General features: G+C 34.5%; 17 protein-coding genes and 2 tRNA genes. 11 read left to right on the top strand and 8 right to left on the bottom strand.

Annotated elements, in window-relative coordinates; genetic code table 11:
* Positions 1 to 318: 318 nt before the first annotated feature.
* The 6 genes from QM491_RS23690 to QM491_RS23665 all read right to left on the bottom strand — a co-directional run bounded on the left by QM491_RS23690 (position 319) and on the right by QM491_RS23665 (position 9,859).
* Complete coding sequence (locus tag QM491_RS23690; protein WP_283330027.1) at positions 319 to 5,382, bottom strand: PAS domain S-box protein; 5,064 nt, start codon at positions 5,380 to 5,382, stop codon at positions 319 to 321.
* A 299-nt stretch (positions 5,383 to 5,681) separates the two neighbouring features.
* Positions 5,682 to 5,939, bottom strand: a complete 258-nt coding sequence (locus QM491_RS23685) for a PIN domain-containing protein (protein ID WP_283330025.1) — start codon at positions 5,937 to 5,939, stop codon at positions 5,682 to 5,684.
* 101 nt (positions 5,940 to 6,040) lie between these two features.
* Complete coding sequence (locus tag QM491_RS23680) at positions 6,041 to 7,219, bottom strand: tyrosine-type recombinase/integrase (protein ID WP_283330023.1); 1,179 nt, start codon at positions 7,217 to 7,219, stop codon at positions 6,041 to 6,043.
* Positions 7,220 to 7,504: 285 nt separating this feature from the next.
* A tRNA-Arg gene (locus QM491_RS23675) sits at positions 7,505 to 7,578 on the bottom strand.
* Positions 7,579 to 7,720: 142 nt separating this feature from the next.
* Positions 7,721 to 8,173, bottom strand: a complete 453-nt coding sequence (locus tag QM491_RS23670; protein ID WP_283330022.1) for a hypothetical protein — start codon at positions 8,171 to 8,173, stop codon at positions 7,721 to 7,723.
* Positions 8,174 to 8,242: 69 nt separating this feature from the next.
* The gene (locus tag QM491_RS23665; protein ID WP_283330020.1) at positions 8,243 to 9,859 is read right to left on the bottom strand and encodes an ABC-F family ATP-binding cassette domain-containing protein; all 1,617 of its coding nucleotides are present in this window, start codon (positions 9,857 to 9,859) and stop codon (positions 8,243 to 8,245) included.
* A 528-nt stretch (positions 9,860 to 10,387) separates the two neighbouring features.
* On the opposite strand from QM491_RS23665, the gene QM491_RS23660 reads away from it, so the two are divergent.
* Both QM491_RS23660 and QM491_RS23655 read left to right on the top strand, forming a co-directional pair.
* A tRNA-Arg gene (locus QM491_RS23660) sits at positions 10,388 to 10,461 on the top strand.
* 288 nt (positions 10,462 to 10,749) lie between these two features.
* Positions 10,750 to 11,928, top strand: coding sequence for a tyrosine-type recombinase/integrase (locus tag QM491_RS23655; protein ID WP_283330019.1), 1,179 nt, complete (start codon positions 10,750 to 10,752; stop codon positions 11,926 to 11,928).
* Positions 11,929 to 12,094: 166 nt separating this feature from the next.
* Here the strand turns inward: QM491_RS23655 and QM491_RS23650 are convergent, their stop codons facing one another.
* Positions 12,095 to 15,292 carry an SIR2 family protein gene (locus tag QM491_RS23650; protein WP_283330018.1) on the bottom strand — a complete coding sequence of 1,066 codons (3,198 nt, stop codon included), beginning with the start codon at positions 15,290 to 15,292 and terminating at the stop codon, positions 12,095 to 12,097.
* 158 nt (positions 15,293 to 15,450) lie between these two features.
* Entirely contained in the window at positions 15,451 to 15,612 is a 162-nt protein-coding gene (locus QM491_RS23645; RefSeq protein WP_166553764.1) for a hypothetical protein, read from the bottom strand.
* Positions 15,613 to 15,823: 211 nt separating this feature from the next.
* On the opposite strand from QM491_RS23645, the gene QM491_RS23640 reads away from it, so the two are divergent.
* The 9 genes from QM491_RS23640 to QM491_RS23600 are packed head-to-tail and all read left to right on the top strand — an operon-like array spanning position 15,824 to position 21,525.
* Positions 15,824 to 16,825, top strand: a complete 1,002-nt coding sequence (locus QM491_RS23640; protein WP_283330017.1) for a hypothetical protein — start codon at positions 15,824 to 15,826, stop codon at positions 16,823 to 16,825.
* Positions 16,822 to 17,244, top strand: coding sequence for a hypothetical protein (locus tag QM491_RS23635; protein ID WP_283330016.1), 423 nt, complete (start codon positions 16,822 to 16,824; stop codon positions 17,242 to 17,244). The genes QM491_RS23640 and QM491_RS23635 overlap by 4 nt, the downstream gene beginning before the upstream one ends.
* A gap of 4 nt (positions 17,245 to 17,248) precedes the next feature.
* The gene (locus QM491_RS23630; protein WP_283330014.1) at positions 17,249 to 17,893 is read left to right on the top strand and encodes a hypothetical protein; all 645 of its coding nucleotides are present in this window, start codon (positions 17,249 to 17,251) and stop codon (positions 17,891 to 17,893) included.
* A 2-nt stretch (positions 17,894 to 17,895) separates the two neighbouring features.
* Positions 17,896 to 18,603 (top strand): hypothetical protein, encoded by a 708-nt coding sequence (locus QM491_RS23625; protein WP_283330013.1) that lies wholly within the window; start codon positions 17,896 to 17,898, stop codon positions 18,601 to 18,603.
* A 5-nt stretch (positions 18,604 to 18,608) separates the two neighbouring features.
* Positions 18,609 to 19,133 (top strand): hypothetical protein, encoded by a 525-nt coding sequence (locus tag QM491_RS23620; RefSeq protein WP_283330011.1) that lies wholly within the window; start codon positions 18,609 to 18,611, stop codon positions 19,131 to 19,133.
* A complete protein-coding gene (locus tag QM491_RS23615) occupies positions 19,120 to 19,443 on the top strand; it encodes a hypothetical protein (protein WP_166580407.1) in 324 nt (107 codons plus the stop codon). The genes QM491_RS23620 and QM491_RS23615 overlap by 14 nt, the downstream gene beginning before the upstream one ends.
* Before the next feature lie 3 nt (positions 19,444 to 19,446).
* Positions 19,447 to 19,713: a hypothetical protein gene (locus QM491_RS23610; RefSeq protein ID WP_283330010.1), complete on the top strand. Its 267-nt coding sequence runs from the start codon at positions 19,447 to 19,449 to the stop codon at positions 19,711 to 19,713.
* Position 19,714: 1 nt separating this feature from the next.
* A complete protein-coding gene (locus QM491_RS23605; protein WP_283330009.1) occupies positions 19,715 to 19,951 on the top strand; it encodes a hypothetical protein in 237 nt (78 codons plus the stop codon).
* Positions 19,952 to 19,962: 11 nt separating this feature from the next.
* Positions 19,963 to 21,525 (top strand): hypothetical protein, encoded by a 1,563-nt coding sequence (locus QM491_RS23600; protein WP_283330007.1) that lies wholly within the window; start codon positions 19,963 to 19,965, stop codon positions 21,523 to 21,525.
* Positions 21,526 to 21,547: the final 22 nt, after the last annotated feature.

Here is a 21,547-nt window from a genome sequence, read left to right as displayed (position 1 = left end):
AAGAATCTTGGCAATTTCGGTCGGACTAAATTTGCTGATTTTCATAATACTTACCTAAAGTTAAAAAATATCACACTTTTTAAACTTTTAATCCGTACTATTTTTGGGGAAGCTTACAATGTCACCTTCGCAGACTGTGCCAAAGCTTGGAACGTGTCAATGTCGTAAAACAAAGCTCTCTTCTAAATATTACTGATATAAATAGCAAACGCCCACCAATTGTGAATTGGTGGGCGTTTTGTTGTTTCATTTAGAAAAATGATTTATAAGAAAAGCTTCTACAATCGAAAACTGAACAAATTGAAATTCTAAAATGGACTAACTCTCAAAATATATTTTCAATTGAGAAGAGGACTTAATCTCATTCAGTTTATGAATGCTAATAGGTTTATGGATAAAATCTATTACGCATGGATATACTTTAGCTCTAAGTTTGTCGCTCTCATCAATAGAGGATGATACGATGATTACATATATTTTACAGGATAAATTATTATTTGTGATGTAATCTAAAACACCCCATCCATCTAACTCAGGCATATTTAAGTCCAAAAAGATAATATGAATATCCTCGGACAGGCTATTTTCTGATATGTATTCCACAATACCTTTTCCATTCAAAAATTGATTGGGTACTGGAGTAATTTCAGCTTTCTTCAATAGCAATTTATGTAGAAGCTGAATAGCATTATCGTCATCAACAATTGAAAAATGTAGCTTAGTAGAAATAGTGTTAAAATTTGGAGTGGTATTACGCTCCATATCTTGAATTATATACGTTTTTTGAGTGATGTCTTTGATTATTTGATCTATCTCAAAAGCAGAAGATACAATGTGCTCCACACACTCGTTTAGTTCTATTGGATTATCGAAACCACTCTGAACCAACATGGCTAATCCCATAAGTCGAGAAAGTGGTGCTCTTACTACGTGAGATTGTATCCAAGCAATTTCTTTTAAAGATTTATTTTGAATTTCAACAGCCTTAAAATATTTATTCCGTTCTGTTATATTGTGTGCTATCTCAAATATTAGGCTTTGTCCACTTACATTCAATATACAACAATATACCTCCATGTCAAATATTTGACCATTAGCCGTTCGATGTTGTACCTCAAATTTTTGGCGCCCTAATCTATTTAAAATTTCAAATTTACGTGTAACATCATCCTTCGAAATATTTACATCGAGGATGCTGAGTTTCAGAAAATCGTCTTTCTCCCAACCATAGAATTGAATACAAGCTTCATTAGCGTCAATGAATTGTCCATTTTCTGGGTTAATCAAATACATCATAGAAGCACTTTCTTGAAAGATGCTTCTGAATCGACTTTCACTCTCTAATAGAGCTCTTTCAGTGTTTTTGCGCTCAGTTATGTCTACAACTATCGCAATAAAAAGAGGACTACCATCGATTTCGATATATTGCAAATGAACTTCTACTTCATATATAGTTCTATTTTTTCTCGTATGTATAGTTTCAAAAATAAGTTTATCTTTTTGTTTATTTTTTAGTGGTTCGATTAATTCTAAATACTGTTTGTAATTTATAAGGGGATTAATACTAATAGGGGTTAGCTCTCGTAGCTCTTCTAAAGTATAGCCAATATTAGCCTGAGCAGCTTGATTAACTTCAGTAAATCTTAGGGTATTCGCATCAAAAATGAAAATTTCATTTAATAGATTTTCAAAAATATAGCTAAACTTAAAAACTTCATTTTGAGCAAATTTTTCTTTTGTTATGTTTTTACTAAACACAGCAACCCCGACGACCTCTCCATTCACAATAATTGGGTTCATTGAAATTTCTAAGTAGTAGATTTTATCAATTGTAGGAACTGTGTCGTTAAAGTGTAAAACCTTATTTTGTAAAACTTGATGATACCTATCTCGCCAAAGACTCTTAAGGCTCTCAGGCAAGCAATCTAAGATATTAGTTCCTTTCTCTAAGCGATATCCAAATGAGTAGAGAAAATCTCTATAAACAATCTCATTGGCATAGATTATTTCGTAATCTTTGTTAATTGACCAGATACTTTCAGACGAACTATCAAGTATTGCTTTTAGGTTAGCCTCACTATCTTTAAGAGCCTTTTCTGTTAGCTTTAAATGTGTTATCTCGGTACTTTGACCACCTATTCCAACAATCTGGTTATTTGCATCTCTTATTGGAAATTTGACTGTCAAAAAAAGTTTATGAGACTCGCCATCAGAGACAATATCTTCAATGCTCAGTGTTTTTTGTTCATCAACTACTAATCTATCTATTTCAGAAAACTTCTTTGCTATTTCATTAGGAAAAAAATCAGAGGCCATGCGACCTAAAGCCTCTTCTTTTTTTAGACCTGTAAGTAACTCCCAGTTCTTATTAATATTTATGTATCTACCCTCCAAATCTTTTACATAGATAATTGAACCACTATTTTCTAAAATACTTTCTAAAAGTAATCTTCCTTCTTTAATTGTGTTCAAATCTATTTGCCTGTATCTAATATTCTTCAACATTTCACCAATCAAGGTAAGTATCTGAAAGTCAAAATCTTTAGTCCTATTCGAGTCTTTTTTAGAAATAAGTCCAACAAAACCAATATAAGATTTTTCTGCATGTATTGGAACAGATAAGATATTTATATTATCATGATTGACTAAATATGATTTTCCTTGTTGATGCTCCAGAAAATATGGTTCTAACTCACTCATACTTCCGCTATTACCGATGTTATAATTTCCAGAACATCCTTCTTTAATCCAATTATATTGCTTTTGGTAAGTACCTTTTTGAGAGTCGTAATAAATAACAAATAAACATTCAGCTCTCATAAAATCTCCAACTTTAGCCAATGACTCCTTAATCTTCTCTTCAACAGTATCCAATGAAATATTGATAAATGTTAAGAAGATGTGCATTAGCATCTCTTGAAGTTTATTTGAATAGTTAAGTTTATCTATCATTAACTTTATCTCGGTGACATCACGACGGATACCTTCTATGGCAATGAGATTTCCTTCACTATCTTTAATAGGAACATTTCTTTGCTCAACCCAAATAATTTGCCCATCTTTTCTTCTCCAGCGAACAGTCACTGGAGTTTTTAAATTAATCTTTCCGTTAATTAATGATTGAATGATGGATTTATCATCTTTGTGGACAATTTTTAAACCGAGTTCAGGGTCATCATAGTGCTCTTTTGGAGTGTAGCCTGTGATTGCTGTTACTGATGGGCTTATATAAGAGAATTTTCTTTCTGGTAAAAGTTCATATCTAAATATAACATCTTGGAAATTTTCAGTGAGTCTTCGATATTTAAATTCACTCTCACTCAGTGTGTCAATAAATTCTTTTCGCTCTGAAATATCTGTCATCGTTGCAAATACACGATAATCATCCCTATCGTCCGTTAAATACTCTATTTGTGTAGATATACTTATCCATCTAATTCCTGAACTTTCTTTATCTTGTAGTCCAACTACTTTACCTCGAATTTCTTGTTTTTTAATGACTGCTTGTATTATTGGCAGTTCGTTAAAATCAAGTAATTGAAACATTTCATCTACTATATTAACATTCGAGATAAGCTCAGCCCAATTTTTTATACCTTCATTTTCTAATCCAAAAAACTTAAATGCACTTTGATTAGCTTTAAGTATCTCAGCATTTTTATTGAGATATACCACTCCATCTGTCATACTCTCAAAAATATTGTGGTACTCTTGTTCACTAGTTCTAAGCTGATACTCCATTTGGTGTCTAACTTTGACATTTTGAATTAAATCTTTCGTCAAACGCAGCAAGGTAATCTCATCTGTTTCATAGACCTTATTTTTTTCTTGCGAAAGCATACACAGAAAACCAACTAGATTAAAACCTTTTTTAATCGGAAGTATGAGGATATTCTCAATTTCTAAAAAATGAAGACTTTTTATAAGTTCAATGTTGAAATTAAGAACTTCAATATCTTCGATAAACAATAAATCCTCTTGTAATGCCTTTGGAACAAGATGCTCAATTTCTGTAATTTTGAATTTATCAAGAATGGAGAAGTTCTTATAATTCTCAATCGCTATTGATGATGTCCAAGTATTTACTTCTCTGTAATGTAATTCTGTATTATCAATTTCGTAAAGTAATACTTGTAAGCTTCCCATATATTTTCCTATTTCCTCCAAAATCAAATCAACACCATCATTATCGGAAAATGGATAATTCATAAATTTATTAGATAACTCAATAATCGTTTTTTGAAAATGCTCGTTACGTTTTTGCTTTTCTGCAAATTGTATTTGCATTGTAACATCTTTGGCAATACCTACATGTCTATAAATATTTCCATCTTGGTCATGCAATGGAAATTTTTGCAAGTTGAACCAACGGACATTCGCTTGAATTATGACCCTAAAGGTATGATTGAATGGAAGATATGTCGATTTTAGATAATTCTCTTGAGCCTCCTTTAATGATTTGATGTCATCTGGATGAATATATTGTGATATATGCAATAGCTTACTTTCGTATTCATTGATATCCTCAAAAATGTCTTTGAATTTCTTATTAGAGTAAAGCAGTTTATCATCGTTTTCATCTCTTATCCAAAGAATATCATTTACATTATCTGAAATTTCTCTAAAATTCTGAAGACTTTCTAAAAAAGAATCTTGAATTTTTATTCTCTCAGTTACATCTAAAAATGTGATGATACAAGTATTCACTGCAAGCATGAAGCTTACCTCACAAATCTTTACTTCTTTATTTTTACAAGTTATCTTACATTCAAAAGGTTGTACAATATGTTCTTTATTCAATACTGGATAAATATTTTCATACCAATTCAAGTTAGCAAAATTGCGGTCGCCATCTGAAGGAAATGCATAATTCAACCAATCAGTAATGCTTGAGATATCGTTAGAATTATACCCGAAAAAACTGATAAATTGATCGTTTAAAAAAAGAGTATTATCATCAAAATTGGACACAAGCATTGCTACAGGTGCTTTCTGAAAGAGCTCCTTACACTTAGTAAATGTTAGTCTCTCGGAAAATTGTAATTCCACATTCTGCTGAGCAAGCACTCCTAAGTCTTTAACAAATAGAGCGTAGTTCTCCTCAAATTTGTGTAGATATATTTCATGAACTCTCCCTGTGGGAATATACACTGATTCAGGAATATGAAAGTATGATTTTGAGTCTATTTCAGAAACTATATCATCGAAATAAATTCCTCTATAATCCACAATGAGCTCGTGAAGGTTTTTGTAGTTCTCTTTATTTTTCCAAGCATTAATTGGGGAAAAACTAGACCTATCCTCGATGAATAAGCTTTTATTAAATTCTACATACTCATAATTTAATATACTTAACTGTTGTCTATAAAAATGGTTAGTCATAACAAAATGGCGGTTTTATTATATAAGTTTTGGTGTTCTATTCAAATTTATAATAAATATAATTGTTGTAGGTAAAAAATTACTGATTATTATCATGGCGTATATATCGTCAAAAGGTTCGAAGACTATCATTTCAGTCAAATAACTTCATTAGAAGTGAAAAGGAAGATGATTGATGTATTTATCTATATTTCTAAAATGGATAACCCTCCTAAATCATGAATTAGTCGGAGAGATTCAATTTCTTGGTCGTTCCATCAAACAAACGCCCCACAATCAGAGTGATTATGGGGCGTTTGCTAATTGATAACCTTGAGTTCTAGATAAAACGGGAAATAAGCATCTGTGCTTAAAACGGGCATATCTTCATAGATTGACTGTGCGATGATAAGTAAATCAAATGGGTCTCCATGAGGTTTTGAACTACTTGCCTTAGGAAATACCTTTGGCACATTCGAGATTTCGTTGATATGTGGTAATACTTGTACCCTTTTTAGTAACTCTTTGATGACATCTTTATAGGGAATGTTGAAAGGGTTATTACCTTTTCCAATCAAATCAAGGAACCTGTGAATGTCGTAAAAAGCTCTATCTTAAATACTATTAAAAAAACGCCCTTGAATTGAGAATTGGATGGTATTTTTAATTTACATATCTATTACTTCAAAAACTGCTTCTTGATAGTTGAATCCTTCACTCTGGCATATCTTGAAAGCTGTCTACTGTCTTTCCAACCTACAATAGCCTGTATTGTACTTTCTGGTAAATCAAGCTCATTGATACTGTGGTCAACAAAGCTCTTTCGTGAGGTATGAAAGGTTAGATACTTATTTATCTTTGCCTTTTTAGCTATCTCTTTAATATACTTATTGAGCTTTGTGTTTGACATCTTGGGGAGTGAGTAAATATCAGAGCCGTAACGCTTGAATATGCTCATGGCTTTTTCGTTTAGTGGTACTCTTTGTCTGGTATCTGTTTTGTCCCTTCCTAACTTTATCCAGATAGTTTCATCTGAATCTATCACAAAATCATCTTCTGTGAGCGTATTGTAGTCAATAAAACTCAGAGAGGTTTCAGCACAAAAACGATAAATGTCAAAGGTTTTTCGATGGGTATCAGACAAATCCAAAGCATCTACTTTGTCCAGCTCCTCCTGTGTGAGTGATACAGGATCCTTTTCTTTGGCTTTCTCCACTTTATAGCTTTCTATTTTTCGGTCTTGGGTGTATCCTTTAGATACTGCATACTTGATGATACCTTTGACTAGGAACAAATACTTTTCGATGGTGCTTTCTTGATACTTAGAAATTTTGAGATAGAATTTAAAATCCTCCATGAAAACACGGTCAATGGCATCAATATCAATTTGCTCCAGTTGCTTTTGCACCAAATACGTGCGGATAGTCTCAAATTTAGATTCTCGACTTACTACTGATTGCTTTTTGAGCTTTTCGGCTTTGACTAACAGATATTGGTCTTTGATAAATTCTTTGAATACATCAATAAAAGATGGTACTCTTTTTCCTTTTCGTACTAATCCGTGAGAGACTCTGTGCCTTTCTAGGATTTCGTCTGGTCGAATTGGTTCGTTGGGTTTTTCAAAACCAATTTGATTAAAGATTTGGGTAAAACGTAATTCATGGTTATCCATGAGCTTTTGATTTTTTGCAGCCTCTTTGCCTTGAAAACACTGTTCTTTGGGATTCCATTGTTTGCGGTTTAACTTGATTTTAGTAGAAATTGGAACGGACTTTTCACCATCAACTCTAATTTCGCAATAGATAATACCAAGGTCTTTGGTTTTACCTTCACGAAACCAATAATAGAAGGACATCATGTTGATAGGGGTGTAACTAACACTTCTAGGTGATGTTGCAGATTTTTTGACATTTGTAAAAACTATTATATGTGAAGAAATTATAAAAGTTTAAACACAGGTCAAAGAGTGTTCCAAAACCACTTAAAATAAAGATGTTAGTAAAATTGTTAGTAAAATTGAAAAAGTGCCTTGGTTGCAAGTAGAGGGGCTTTTTGAGGTATTTCAGACAATTGCGGAAAATCTGATATAAAACAAAAAAGTGAGCTAAATAGCTCACTTGTAAGTCCTTGAAAATCTGGGTTGTGGTCTCGTAGGGATTCGAACCCCAAACCTTCTCATCCGTAGTGAGATGCTCTATCCAGTTGAGCTACGAAACCTTTACTCTCCCTTACAGCGTTGCTGTGTTTTGGGACTGCAAAATTAGAACAATAATTTAAAAATCACAAATTAAATGCGTTTTTTTTGCATATTTTTTCCTAAATAATGTACAAACCACTAGTAGCCAGAGAGATAAAAATATTATTTAGCAATCATTTTTACAACAGCATTGCCAGTTTGTCCCATATAGGTAACATTACCTTGAATATCAAAGTTTGTATCATTTAATTGAATTAACGTAAATTCTCCTGAAAGTGCTAATCCACCTTGAATGCTCACATTTGTCAACACTACTTTACTTTGGTCAGTATTGAATGCCCATGTACCTCCTGTAATAGCGGTACCATTGTTGTCTGTTCCAGTTACGGTTCCGTTGCTATTCAAATTAAATGTTACTTTCGACAAATCATACAGGTTTTGAGTATTAGCTTTTTGATATAATAAAATAATCCCGTTCACTGTAAGATTGTCAATAATCCAAGTTTTGGCAGAAATGTACTCTGTTTTTGTTTTAGTTGGGGTTGGATTGTCATTACTTTTGCAAGACGAAAACAATGTTACCAATACTGCAAAGCAGATAAATAGATTTTTCATGAGAGTAGGGCTTTTGTGTATGATACAATAAATAAAACACGCCCACTTTTGTGGGCGTGTCAAGAAATATTAATAAATGGCTTCTTTCTGTGCTTTAACTTTTTCGTCAGCAATATAATCATCAAAAGTCATTAACTTATCTAAGAATCCTTTTGGTCCAATTTCCAACATGCGTGTAGCTACTGTTTGAGTCAATTGATGGTCATGGCAAGTAAACAACATGGTTCCTGTAAAATCTACCAAACCATTGTTTAATGCAGTGATCGATTCTAGGTCAAGGTGGTTAGTTGGCTCGTCAAATAATAAAACGTTTGCTCCCGACAACATCATACGACTAAACATACAACGTTGTTTTTCTCCTCCTGACAACACAGTACATTTCTTTAAGGCTTCATCTCCAGAAAATAACATACGACCTAAGAAACCACGGATAAAACTTTCGTCCTTTTCAGTTGAATATTGTCTCAACCAATCAACCAAGTTTAAACTTGCATCTGCAAAATACTTGGCGTTGTCGTTTGGTAAATAAGCCTGAGTTGTAGTCACGCCCCATTTGAATTCACCACCATCTGCTTGACGTTCGCCTGTCAAAATATCAAGAAATGCAGTAATTGCCAATGAATCACGAGAAAGCACTGACATTTTATCACCTTTGTTTAACGTGAAAGAAAGATCTTTGAACAAATACGTTCCGTCTTCAGACTTCGCCGAAAGATTTTCTACAGTCAATAATTGATCTCCTGCCTCACGCTCTGGCTTGAAGTTGATAAACGGATAACGACGAGAAGATGGTTTTATGTCGTCAACTTTCAATTTATCTAACATTTTTTGACGAGCAGTCGCTTGTTTCGACTTCGCTACGTTGGCAGAGAAACGGCGAATAAACTCTTCTAATTCCTTACGTTTCTCATCATTTTTCTTACTTTGGTCAGCACGTTGACGAGCTGCTAGTTGAGAAGATTCATACCAGAATGTGTAAGTACCTCCATACAATTGAATCTTGCCGTAGTCAAGGTCTGCAATGTGAGTACATACATTGTCTAAGAAGTGACGGTCGTGAGATACTACAATAACTGTATTTTTAAAATTTTGTAAGAAGTTTTCCAACCACATGATCGACTCAATGTCCAAGTTGTTGGTAGGTTCATCTAGCAACAAAATGTCTGGTGCTCCGAACAAAGCTTGAGCTAATAGCACCTTCACTTTATCTGAACCACTCAAGTCTTTCAACAACACATAATGTAAATCTTCTTTAACCCCCAAACCTCCTAACAACATTCCTGCATCAGATTCAGCTTCCCAACCGTTCATTTCTGCAAACTCGGCTTCTAAATCAGCTGCACGATTACCATCTTCCTCTGTGAAATCTTCCTTTAGATATATGGCATCTTTTTCAAGCATAATGTCGTATAGGCGTTTGTTTCCCATCATTACAGTTTGAAGAGCAGTTACATCTTCATATTCGAAGTGGTTTTGCTTCAAGATTGACATACGTTCACCAGGGTTCATAGAAACTGAACCTGTCTGTGAATCTAATTCGCCAGAGAGAATTTTTAAGAAAGTAGACTTTCCAGCACCATTAGCTCCAATTAGGCCGTAACAGTTGCCTTCAGTAAATTTAATATTAACATCTTCAAAAAGTACCCGTTTGCCAAAACGGAGTGATACATTCGATACGGTAAGCATTCCTTAGTATATGAGAATTATAAAATGAGTTAAAAGTCAAAAAAATGGGCATTATTTGCCTCTATTATCTTAACAAAGTACAAAATTACAAAATGATTCTGATAACTTAGATTTAAAAGCTTGGAGATTTGGAAATGTAGCTATTTTGATTTGAAAATTGAGATAAAAAAGAAACAAGTTATGACAATTGTTGATTTTGAAAGATTTTTTGATTAGCCTTTGTGTGTATATTGTAAATTTGACAAAAACGCAGACCTATGTTTTGCCAAAAAGTAAGATATCAAATAAAAAAAAGTAACTTTTTTTATTTTTTTTTCACAACCGTAAATGGTTCTTTATTGTACAATTAAGCGCCTGAAAAATAAATAATTACTGTAGGTGTTATGAATTATAAAACGCCTCAATTAGCCGAAAAAATGATGTTTTTTGGATAGGAATTTAGATTTTTTTTCCTGAAATGTTTGTGATTTCAAAAACAATATTCTAATTTTACATCACAGAAACACAGAGACACTGTAACAAAATAAAGGTTTCGTAGCTCAACTGGATAGAGCATCTCACTACGGATGAGAAGGTTTGGGGTTCGAATCCCTACGAGACCACAACCCAGATTTTTAAGGCATTGCAAGCGAGCTATTTAGCTCGCTTTTTTGTTTTATAACAGATTTTCCTCAGTCGTCTGAAATACCTCAAAAAGCCCCTCTACTTGCAACCAAGGCACTTTTTTAATTTTACTAACAATTTTACTAACATTTTTATTTTTCGTTGTTTTGGAACACTTTTTGACCTGTGTTTAAGCTTTTATTATTACTTAAATTTTACACAGTTTTACAAATGTCAAAAAATTAAACAACTACCCACCTAGAAATGTTAGTTACACCCCTATCAACATGATGTCCTTCTATTATTGGTTTCGTGAAGGTAAAACCCAAAACCTTGGTACTATCTATTGCGAAATTCGAGTTGATGGTGAAAAGTCCGTTCCTATTTCTACTAAAATCAAATTAAACCGCAAACAATGGAATCCCAAAGAACAATGTTTTCAAGGCAAAGAGGCTGCCAAAAATCAAAAGCTCATGGACAACCATGAATTACGTTTTACCCAAATCTTCAATCAAATCGGTTTTGAAAAACCCAATGAACCAATCCGACCAGACGAAATCTTAGAAAGGCACAGAGTCGCCAACGGATTGGTACGAAAAGGGAAAAGAGTACCATCCTTAATTGATGTATTCAAAGAATTTATCAAAGACCAATATTTGTTGGTCAAAGCCGAAAAGCTCAAGAAACAATCTGTAGTAAGTCGAGAGTCAAAATTTGAGACTATTCGAACCTATCTGGTACAAAAGCGACTGGAGCAAATAGATATTGATGAAATAGACCATGTTTTCATGGAGGATTTTAAATTTTACCTCAAAATTTCGAAGTATCAAGAAAGTACCATCGAAAAGTATCTATTCCTTATTAAAGGTATCATTAAGTACGCCGTATCTAAAGGATACACCCAAGACCGAAAAATAGAAAACTATAAGGTAGAGAAAGCCAAAGAGAAGGAACCTGTATCACTCACTCAGGAGGAGCTGGATAAAATAGAGGCTTTGGATTTGTCAGAGAAGCACCGAAAGACCTTTGACATCTATCGTTTTTGTGCCGAAACCTCTCTGAGTTATGTGGATTATGATACACTTTGTGAAGATGATATCGTCATTGACTCGGATGAAATCATCTGGATAAAGATAGGAAGGGACAAAACGGACACTAGACAGAGAGTACCCTTAAACGAAAACGCCATGAGCATATTCAAGCGTTACGGCTCTGATATTCTTTCATTACCAAAAATGTCAAATACTAAGCTTAATAAATACATAAAGGAAATCGCCAAAAAGGCTAAGATAAATAAGTACCTTACCTTTCATACTTCACGAAAGAGTTTTGTTGACCACAGTATCAATGAGCTTGATTTACCAGAAAGTACGATTAAGGCAATAGTTGGCTGGAAAGATAGCAGACAGCTTTCAAGGTATGCAAGAGTGAAGGACTCCACTATTAAGAAGCAGTTTTTGAAGTAAAATCCAGTCGATGAATAATTTAATAAGTGTCTATTCGTTGGTAGAATTTTATTGATTAAAAAAATTACGAAGGAAGTATTTATTATATATCTTCCTTCGTACAATCTTATCTCTTTTAACTTTTGAACCGTACTCTTTTTGAGGAAACTTACACCGAACTTATGGGTTAAGAAACATTTTCTGAAGTAGTGACAAAGTATTTAATGTAATATTTAGCCAGCTGTTGATTGAAACTGTTTTTTAAAGATTCTTCTATTGCTTTTTTTATATGTGTTATTTTAGAGAATCTTTCGAATAAATCAGCTTCATCAGCCAGTAGAGAAAGCCACTCGACTTTGAATTTAGAATAATCAAAAGACTCAGGATACAAAAAGAACTGCATATATTCTGTTAAATTTGTTAAGCTTTTAAGCCTTGGGTCATTATTTGATAAATTTAATGAGTAAATAAATCTTACAGCATTCATGAAAGTGAAATTCGATAAAATAGCTTTATCTGAAGAAATAATAGGCTCTTCTCTAACTTTATCTTGTTCTATCTTTTGAATATATCCATCGAAGTATCTTTCATATTCAATTACGCCATTCTCCACTGCTGAAACATATAAGTCTATTTCCAAATTTGAATCAAGTGTTTTTATTATTTCTGCTTTCAAGTCAACTTTTATTTCTGTACCAGAAATTGTCCACAGATATGGTAACACTCTATTTTTTGAATATGAATCTTTTTTGAAAATTGATACAATATCATTAACTAAACTCTTATTGTCAATCAGGAACTTATTTTTGCTTAATATTTTTGAAATAAAAATTAAGCTATTTTCAACTTGAAAAAAAATATATTTTTTGGATATTGTTTCAAGTAGTGTTTCAATATCATCTTTTGAAAATAGATGAAAGTTTTTATCAATAAATGGTAAAATATATTCCAATTCTGATCCTAATAAAAACGATTCATGTTTGAAAAACTTGAGAATATTATTTACTAGGCTGGAAGTATCAGCCTTGGGTATGGATATTTTTGCAAGTACTGTGAATATATTTTTATATGTATTTTGACATTTATACTTAAAGAAATAAATGCTAGTTTGGTTTTTCATTTTTTTTTCTTCGGAAGTACCCGTCATTAAGAATGTATCTTCTTCATAAAAAGATTTTAAGAAGTTGTTCACATGTTTAACAATTGAGGATAATCCTTCTTCGGAAAAAACGAGCTCAGATATATGAAATTTATTAAATATGTCATTTATAGCTTTTGAATCTCCATACTTAATCAAAAGTTCAAAAAATCTCAAGTTAAATCTTTGAATTCTTCCTTCATACTTTTTATCTGTAGCATAATTAATTAATAGTGCTTCAATACCTTTGTTTATCACTCTTGGGATGCTTTCATACTCATCTCCTATTATATAATTATTAGTGTAAAAAAGTATAACATTATGTATCTCCTTAAAAATTAATTGAGGGTAATACGTACCACGCCTATCCACTCTTTTTTCCTTATAAAATTCATATGTATCAAGAACATTTTTATAGTGTTCATTTATATTGGCCTCGGAATCTTTTAAAACTGTATCGTCTCTTATTATTTTTAAAAGCTTATATTGGCTATCACCCAAATATGGAATATGAGATATAAGTTTATCAAAATCTATGTCGTCTAACTCTCTAATTATTTTTTCTTTTTCATCTTCGTCTAGATTTTCTTCTTCATATTTTATTAAATTCCTTAGGGCTTTTATATTGTGTTTTGCAATATAATAGGTTAGATACTTACCTGATTGCCAAGCTTTATTCGCAATTTCTTGAAATAATGAATATGATTGCTTAATGTTACCTATTTTATGATTAATATAAGCTAATGCTAAAGCATTAGGTAAACTTGAAGTTCCATGTATAGATGAATTAAGTGCATCTGAGATTAAACTATGAAACTCTAGTCTATCATACCTACAATTGAAACATTGACATTCTTCATTTTGGATGATAATAATATTTTTTTCAGGTTCCAATCTTTGACTCCCAGTGATGTCGCCTGTTCTTGATTCTGGCTTGTAATAGAGGGTCGAAATCCCACTATAGTTTAAAAAAATAAAAATCTCCTCTATTTTTTTTTCAAATTGCCCAATTTCAATCTCAGAAAAGGTGTGTTTGTCTGTTGGATTGTATTTGACCTTCCCATTTGCTATCTCGGTATTCAAGCATAGTTCTTTGAAAAGTGATTCGTTAGATAGCTCTAATGTGTAAGGGGCAAAATTATAAACGTATCTATCCGTAATTTTAAAAGGGTATAGATTTGAAATGAAACTGATGGGTAAAGATCTTAATTCAGAAAAACGAGATAGGGAGTTATAGAGTTGGTCAATAATATGCTTTTCAGTTATTAGGTCATTGAATTTATCATAATTAGACAAAAAGACAAGGAAATTAAGCAGTCTTTGCCCCAGCATAGAAAAGTTTTCCCCTTTCTTAAAATATTTCTTCTTAAGTGCGTTATTGCCTTTTATATATTGTTCTATGTAGTTTTCTTCTTTTCCACTATCAAAATAATCTATGACGTTTATTCCTTTATTTTTCAAGTAATCTCTTTGTGCAGGATGTAAACTATTATCTACTGATAGTAGATACGCATTCTGAAAATCTTGAGTAAGTATATTCCTTACCGACTGAATGATAATTTTGAGATTTATATCAGAGAAGCTATAGCCAACAAATAGTACAACTTTAGATGCGAAAGTAGATTTTATAAAGGACTCAATAAGTGGATGATTCAAACCATAATCCAAATAATCATCTTCTTTAAGAACTACATCAGAATTGTCCAAATCGCCATGAATTTTCACTAAAAGATTAGTATTTAAAGCATATGGGAATTCTTTATCCTTTGTTACTATTGAAAAGGGCAAAGATTCTTTTCTTATTACTTGCTCTAATAAATCATCATAGTTTGTAGTAATTAGATGTACAGGATTTAATTTAAAAATAGCCTCATGTATCTCATTATGTATAGCCTTTTTATGATTCAAGACTACACGAATTTTTTCCATATATTCTTTCTGCTGGCGTTCATTAAAGTACATTTGTGCAATTCTGAGATAGTCTGATTCATTGGCTGGTATATCTATTTCAGATTTCATTTCATTAATTAGCGTACCCCATAACGGTATTCCCGCATCAATTGAAACTCCTGCACCTGCAAATACCACAAGCCTATTTGAATCGATTGCATTTCTAATGTTTTTTATATCAGTCAAAAATTTCTTCATATTTCTTTTATCTTCTAAAAGGCGTTTACTAAATATTAAGTTACAAATATGATTGTTTTTATCTTGAAACAACTTTTTAGGGTAAATAATCCTTTCCACGATTCTTAAGATGAGGAAGAATGTATCCACAACTTACCCAATTTCCATATAAGTCATAATAAATTATAGTTAATTGAAAACTACTGATATGCAAACGCCCACCAATTCACAATTGGTGGGCGTTTGCATATCAGTAATATTTAGAAGAGAGCTTTGTTTTACGACATTGACACGTTCCAAGCTTTGGCGCAATCGGCAAATGTGACGTATGCACAACCTGTTGCCTTTTTTACCTGTCTGATTTTCTTTGCCGAATATTCCTTTGTCCAGCCCATGAGTTGAGCGATGCTTGCAGAATTAACTATCGTAGAAGCTCCCATAATAAATCCAATGTTTTCGTTTTAGGTTTTCATACAAATTTACTAAAAATCACTTGTGCAAAAAAGAGATAAAAACGGATATATACGGACAAAATCGAATGTGCTCGCATGAAAACATCATGTTTTCGTCAATAGCCTACTAATTTCATGATGAAAACGCCGATGAAAACAAACGAAAACATCGGTCTTGATTCATGAAAACATTGAAAACATGGCTGAAAACATTGCACGTACCGTCCAGATTGGAGCAAGAGTAAGACCTGAAATTGCTGACTGGCTAAGAAGCTCTCAAAACACTAGTGATTTCCTTAACGAGATTCTTGAAAAGACTTTTACAGGCAATACACTTAAGCATGAAAACACTGTTTTCATACACCTCACACCTGAGCAGCTTCGTGAACTTGATACCCTACTCGAAGAAAATCCTGAGCTGAAAACTCATGAAAACATTCTTCAATCTGCCTTGGCTCACTATGTTTTCAATGGTCTAACGTTTGGCTTAAACGAAAACGATGAGCGCCTACTAACACCTGAACGAGAAGTCGAAATCCGAGCACAGTTCCAAACCTTGTTGGATGAAAACATCAATCCTCTAAAGGATGAAATCATTCAGTTGAAGCATGAAAACAAACGATTGCTGGACGAAAACAATGTTTTCAGAAATCATGAAAACATTAGCACTGAGCCTGAAAACATTGAAAACAATCCTGTTTTCATCAAGCTTCAAAGTGAAAACATTGCTTTACAGAATGAAAACAAACGCCTGATAGACGAAAACAATGTTTTCAAGAATCATGAAAACATCAATACTGAGTTTGAAAACATTGAAAACAACTCTGTTTTCATTCAGCTTCAAAATGAAAACATTTCTTTACAGGATGAAAACAAACGGCTGCTGGACGAAAACAGTGTTTTCAAGAATCATGAAAACATCACCACTGAGTCTGAAAACATTGAAAACAACCCTGTTTTCATTCGACTACAAAACGAAAACAAAGCTCTTCAACTTGAAAACATCCGTTTGCGTGATGAAAACAACGAAAACACCATGCTGGATAAGTTCAAGGCTTTTAAGCTCGCTAACGATGCGGGTCTCAACAATTTGATTTCTGAGGCAGTTCGATTCTCTGAGCAGAGAGCATTTGTTCGTATCGGAGCGGGTGTCTGGAAGAAACACTATACCAAGGGCTTTGAAGAAATCTCTCAACCATGAAACAAATACTTGCTACACTCACCCTAGACACTAACGGACAAATTGTAAGCTATCAGAGTCACGGGGAAATGACGCTTGAAGAATTTCAAGCATTTTCTGAAGAAGCTCTGGCATTACTTGCCAAGAAAAAAACTTATGATGCTGCCGTTATCAACAACGAACTCAAACTCGATATGATTGGAAAATACATGACCGCAATGGGTTGCTTTCGAGCCGATGGAGCGATTGATTTTGAACCCGCTTTTCGTCCTGTTTTCGAAAAATTGATTATCGAATGGGAAGAACGTAAAACCTTGATGGGAAAAGTCAAAGCCCAAATAAAGGCAGGTAAAAAGAAAGTAGCGTCCTTCTTTGTTAACCTTGGTTTAAAGTACGCTGGCAAGGGTCTAGCAAAGGGAGTCCAATACGTAAAAAAGTAGCACCATGATTTTTTCAGAAAAACTAAAATTAATCACAGAGGGTGCGGAAATAGGTAATTCCATCCTCACGGGAATGAGTTCACCACCCGAAAGAGTGGAAGAGCCACCAGCTCCCAAACAGCTTGAGGGACTATTTGATAATCCTTTCAAACCTCAAACTGTAGCCCAACAGGTCGTCACACCTCAATATGTGCCCAACATCGACCAAGTGATTTTGGAAGGAAATGCAGAACTGGAAACAGAACTAATTTTCTCCTACGTAAAAACGGGTACGGGCGTGCTACGAAATATCTTGGCAGAGATGTCGACCGAAAATGGCGATGAAAAACTGGTCGAAGATTTTGAAGCGAGCCTTATTCCATTGAGCGACGAAGTCAAAGCAGCTCAAAAACGAGTAGAGCAAAAGAAGAAAATCCAACAGGATGAAGGATTGGAAGATACAGAATCTATCCGAAAGTTTGTCAAGCTGGTGATTCTCGAAGACTTGAAGAAAAAGGCACGTGAAGGCAGATACAGACTCCCAAGTAAAACCGCCATGATTTACGATTTAGTGGTACTCATGGGTTCAAATATCATTGCCCATCATCCACAGGCACTATCGAACTTCACCATAAAAGTAGTCAAGAAAATTAAAGCCAAAATCACCTAGATATGAATCCCAAAGGAAACGTTTGGGGCTTCTTTGGTACTCGAAATACAGGAAAGACCTACGAAGCCTTACAACTCTCACTTGATTTTCGAGTCGGAGCCTTCAAAAATAACCCCAAAAGAATCATTGTCTTTGACCACTCGAATAATTCCAGTTACAAGGAAATCATCAAGGTGGTATCGTTTGAGGATTTGGAAAGACCCATGCCCAAAAATGCCGTGGTTAAGCTTCAATCTGATGATTATGACAAGTTTTCGTACTACTGTAGCCATTACCTGAAAAATGCGGTGGTCATCTACGACGATGCAGGTTCATTTTTTGGATCAGGGGCGATGACAAAAGCTCAAAAGCAGCTTTTGAAAACCCCGAAAAATAACGGTTTAGAGCTACTTCTACAATTTCACTTTTTCGGAGGTACAGAGGTTTCACCAGACCTTTTGAAAATGATGAATATGCTGGTTTTGAAGGAAACAAGTGATGATTTCAATGACCTACCTACGAAAGTTCAACCGAGAAAAGAGATTGCCTATTTGATGTATGACATTGCTGTTCAAAACACGGAGCTTCCTGAAAACAAGAAGTGGACAACGAGATACTTCGACAAAGAGGAATATCGTGTAGGCGTGCGTAACACCGAACAAGTGGAATGGATAGATGGGAAAAAGTACTTTCCTTTTGCACAACAGAAACTAGAATTTAACCCCAAATAGCACCTATGTTAGATTTTGAAGATGAATCAGAGAATACCAACTACGGATTAATTGTGAAGTTGTTTTTGATCATTTGCGCCATTGTTGGCATGGTGATTCTTGGCATGAGCCTATTGATGCGAAAAAGGACTGAAAAGAACCTTGCAGATAATGCCACGGTAGTTGAAGAACCTACAGAAAGCCAGAATACCACAATAATGCCCATCAAACTGGATAAATCAGAATTGAATGAGCTAAGTGAGCATTTTGAGTTGGAAGAACCAGAGTCTACTATCGGTTTCCAGCAAGCTAATGACGAATCAGCCCAGCTACGACAACAGTTTGAGGATACTATCAAGATTGATTCTGTGATTTTGTATGAGTTAGTTCAAAAACACTTTGGCAAGCCATTCAAGGCACTTCACAATCACGAAGTAACTGAATTGGTACAAATTATCAATCACGATAAGAAAATCTACGAGAGCCTAGATATTGACTCACAGTTCGCAATTCTCAACTGGAAAACCTTAGAAAACAATGACCCTTCGTGACACCTTAGACCTAGTATTCCTATGCGTAATTTTCTTTGTTGGGTTTCAGACCCATCGCAAAAAAGTCAAGCAACAAAAGCTTCAGCTAGAGACAGAGGTACGTAGCTTTAGAAACATGGTGATGATGCAAACCACCTTTTTGAAGTTCCAATACTGTCTGGCTATCCAAGCAAAAAGAGAAGTATTACCACCACTCGACTATTTTAGGGAGCTGCCAGACTTTCACACCATGCTCAAGAGAAATGAAACACCTGAACTGGAACAGTATTTCTCAGAGCAAGAAATCAAAGACTTTTTACAACCTCTTTAAACCATGTTTACACTAAACCTATTACTCATTCTTTTGGTGGTCTTTTGTCTAGGAGCAATAGTAAGAACCCTGATCCAGAGAAAAGACCGCTACAAACAAACCTCCAACGCTCAAACTATGCTAGCACCACAAATGCAAGACACCATGCAAGTCTTTTGCGACAAGCAGCAATTAAGCCTCAATCCAGAACTACAACTAGGTAGAGGCATCACCAGAAAAGAAGTCAAAGAATTACCCCTTGGATTCACACCAATTTTAAAATCAAGATAAGATGAAAATCTATCCACCTTCAACACTAACCGATATTTGCAAAGAGTTAAGCATCACCAAAGGTCATGAAAAGAAACTCAAAGCTGATGTGAAGTATCTTCTTTCGTGTTTGAAGGTGGATGCTCACAAGGAAAAGTTAAAAACATTGGGTTTTGATCCAGATAAACCTGCTTTACGTAAAAAATTACCCTATCCTGCTATCGATTATATCTACAGGGAGGTATTTAGAGTCCACTAATTTATATACATTTGAAAACTTCATCCTTTTTTGAAAATCCCACCAAATACGACCGTATCATCCATGAAAACCCCAATGTACAACAACTAGCTGGCTTAATTGCTAGTCAATACATTCACCAAGCCAAGACACAAACCAAAGCTTTTGCCAAAAGAGTTAAGTCTCAATCGTACCAAGATTCTGTTAAAGCCCTGTATGACTTTTGTAGAAAAGAGTTCAAATACCAATACGACGGCTATCCTGACTCAGCAGAAATCATTCGTTTACCCAATGCCTCATGGGCTGACAGACATACAGGAGTAGACTGTGAAGATTTTGTCATTCTTTTAGGAGGGACACTACTGAATTTAGAGCTTCCTTTTAAAGTTCGTTTAGCTACCTATCCCTCACAGAGTACTTCACACATCTATCTGGTGGTTTTGCTGGATAAACCTCTTATCCTTGACCCATGCAATCCCGTTTTCAACGCAGAGGAAGCTGGTATTTTTACAGATTTTGAAGTAACTCAAACTATCCAAAGTATAGGCAAATTGGTTATTGACCATTCGCTTCAATATGTACAAGCCATTGAGAAAAGACTCAAAGAAGGTCAAAAGGATAGTAAAACCACTTCCCAAAAACTAGCAAGCCAATTTGGTATTACCAACCAATCAGAGGTCAAAGAACTTACTGAATTAGCCATTGTTCGCACCGCACGGGAATATGCGCATGCCAATACAAGTATTTTAGAGCGATATTTGAGCATTGTTAATCTATATAAAAACCAAGTTCGACTCAATCACCGCACCTCTGAGAGTATCATGCTCCAGCAATACTCCACTCCAGCGCCCATTGCCTTTTTGATGGGGATTTGGTGTGGAATTGATGACCCAAACAAACAAGGTTTTGAACCAAGTGCAGGAAACGGACTTTTAACCATTGCCGCAGAGCCTAGGCAGTTTATCGTTAATGAAATCTCTGAGCTACGATATAAGAATCTCCTCACGCAAAGCTTTAAGTTAGTAACGAAGAATGATGCCTCTTTAAAGATGCCAGCTTATCAACGTAGCTTTGATGCCGTTATCTCTAATCCTCCCTTTGGTTTACTTCCCCAAAGAGTGAATGTGGGTCCTATCAGAGTTCATAAACTCGACCATTTGATGGCACTCTATGCTTTGGAAACCATGAAGCCAGAAGGTAAGGCAGCTTTTATCCTTGGTGGACATACCCATTACAATGCTCATGGATTGATTGCTGGTCGAAATCGTGGGAATCATGCCGTAGGCGACCGCTTCTTTTTTAACTATCTCCACCATTACTACAATGTGGTCGATGTAATTAGTATCGATGGAGAGCTTTACGCTCGCCAAGGAACACAATTTGACGTGCGTGTGGTCTTAGTCGATGGTGTCAAAAAAGAACCTTCGGGTTTTGCTCCAATGGCAGAGGAAGTCAATCAAACTGTGGTCGAAACCTTTGAAGCGCTTTATGAAAGATTTATGACTACTTATCAGAAAGGAGAAAGAAAGCCTACGGAATTAATCAAAATCAAACTACGATTACTCAAACTCAAATCTATGGCATTAGCCATTTGATAGCAAAAAAATACAAGAGCTT

The sequence above is a fragment of the Flectobacillus longus genome (assembly GCF_030056705.1).
Taxonomy (GTDB): domain Bacteria; phylum Bacteroidota; class Bacteroidia; order Cytophagales; family Spirosomataceae; genus Flectobacillus; species Flectobacillus longus.
The sequence above is the reverse complement of the archived record's forward strand: the minus strand, read 5'-3'. Positions and strand labels throughout refer to the sequence as shown.

Bases quoted from the DNA above. Each gene is read 5' to 3' on its own strand.
- QM491_RS23605 (WP_283330009.1), top strand. From the start codon at position 19,715: ATGAAAATCTATCCACCTTCAACACTAACCGATATTTGCAAAGAGTTA.
- QM491_RS23655 (WP_283330019.1), top strand. From the start codon at position 10,750: ATGATGTCCTTCTATTATTGGTTTCGTGAAGGTAAAACCCAAAACCTT.
- QM491_RS23670 (WP_283330022.1), bottom strand. From the start codon at position 8,173: ATGAAAAATCTATTTATCTGCTTTGCAGTATTGGTAACATTGTTTTCG.
- QM491_RS23680 (WP_283330023.1), bottom strand. From the start codon at position 7,219: ATGATGTCCTTCTATTATTGGTTTCGTGAAGGTAAAACCAAAGACCTT.
- QM491_RS23625 (WP_283330013.1), top strand. From the start codon at position 17,896: ATGAATCCCAAAGGAAACGTTTGGGGCTTCTTTGGTACTCGAAATACA.
- QM491_RS23620 (WP_283330011.1), top strand. From the start codon at position 18,609: ATGTTAGATTTTGAAGATGAATCAGAGAATACCAACTACGGATTAATT.
- QM491_RS23690 (WP_283330027.1), bottom strand. From the start codon at position 5,382: ATGACTAACCATTTTTATAGACAACAGTTAAGTATATTAAATTATGAG.
- QM491_RS23645 (WP_166553764.1), bottom strand. From the start codon at position 15,612: ATGGGAGCTTCTACGATAGTTAATTCTGCAAGCATCGCTCAACTCATG.
- QM491_RS23635 (WP_283330016.1), top strand. From the start codon at position 16,822: ATGAAACAAATACTTGCTACACTCACCCTAGACACTAACGGACAAATT.
- QM491_RS23665 (WP_283330020.1), bottom strand. From the start codon at position 9,859: ATGCTTACCGTATCGAATGTATCACTCCGTTTTGGCAAACGGGTACTT.
- QM491_RS23610 (WP_283330010.1), top strand. From the start codon at position 19,447: ATGTTTACACTAAACCTATTACTCATTCTTTTGGTGGTCTTTTGTCTA.
- QM491_RS23615 (WP_166580407.1), top strand. From the start codon at position 19,120: ATGACCCTTCGTGACACCTTAGACCTAGTATTCCTATGCGTAATTTTC.
- QM491_RS23630 (WP_283330014.1), top strand. From the start codon at position 17,249: ATGATTTTTTCAGAAAAACTAAAATTAATCACAGAGGGTGCGGAAATA.
- QM491_RS23640 (WP_283330017.1), top strand. From the start codon at position 15,824: ATGGCTGAAAACATTGCACGTACCGTCCAGATTGGAGCAAGAGTAAGA.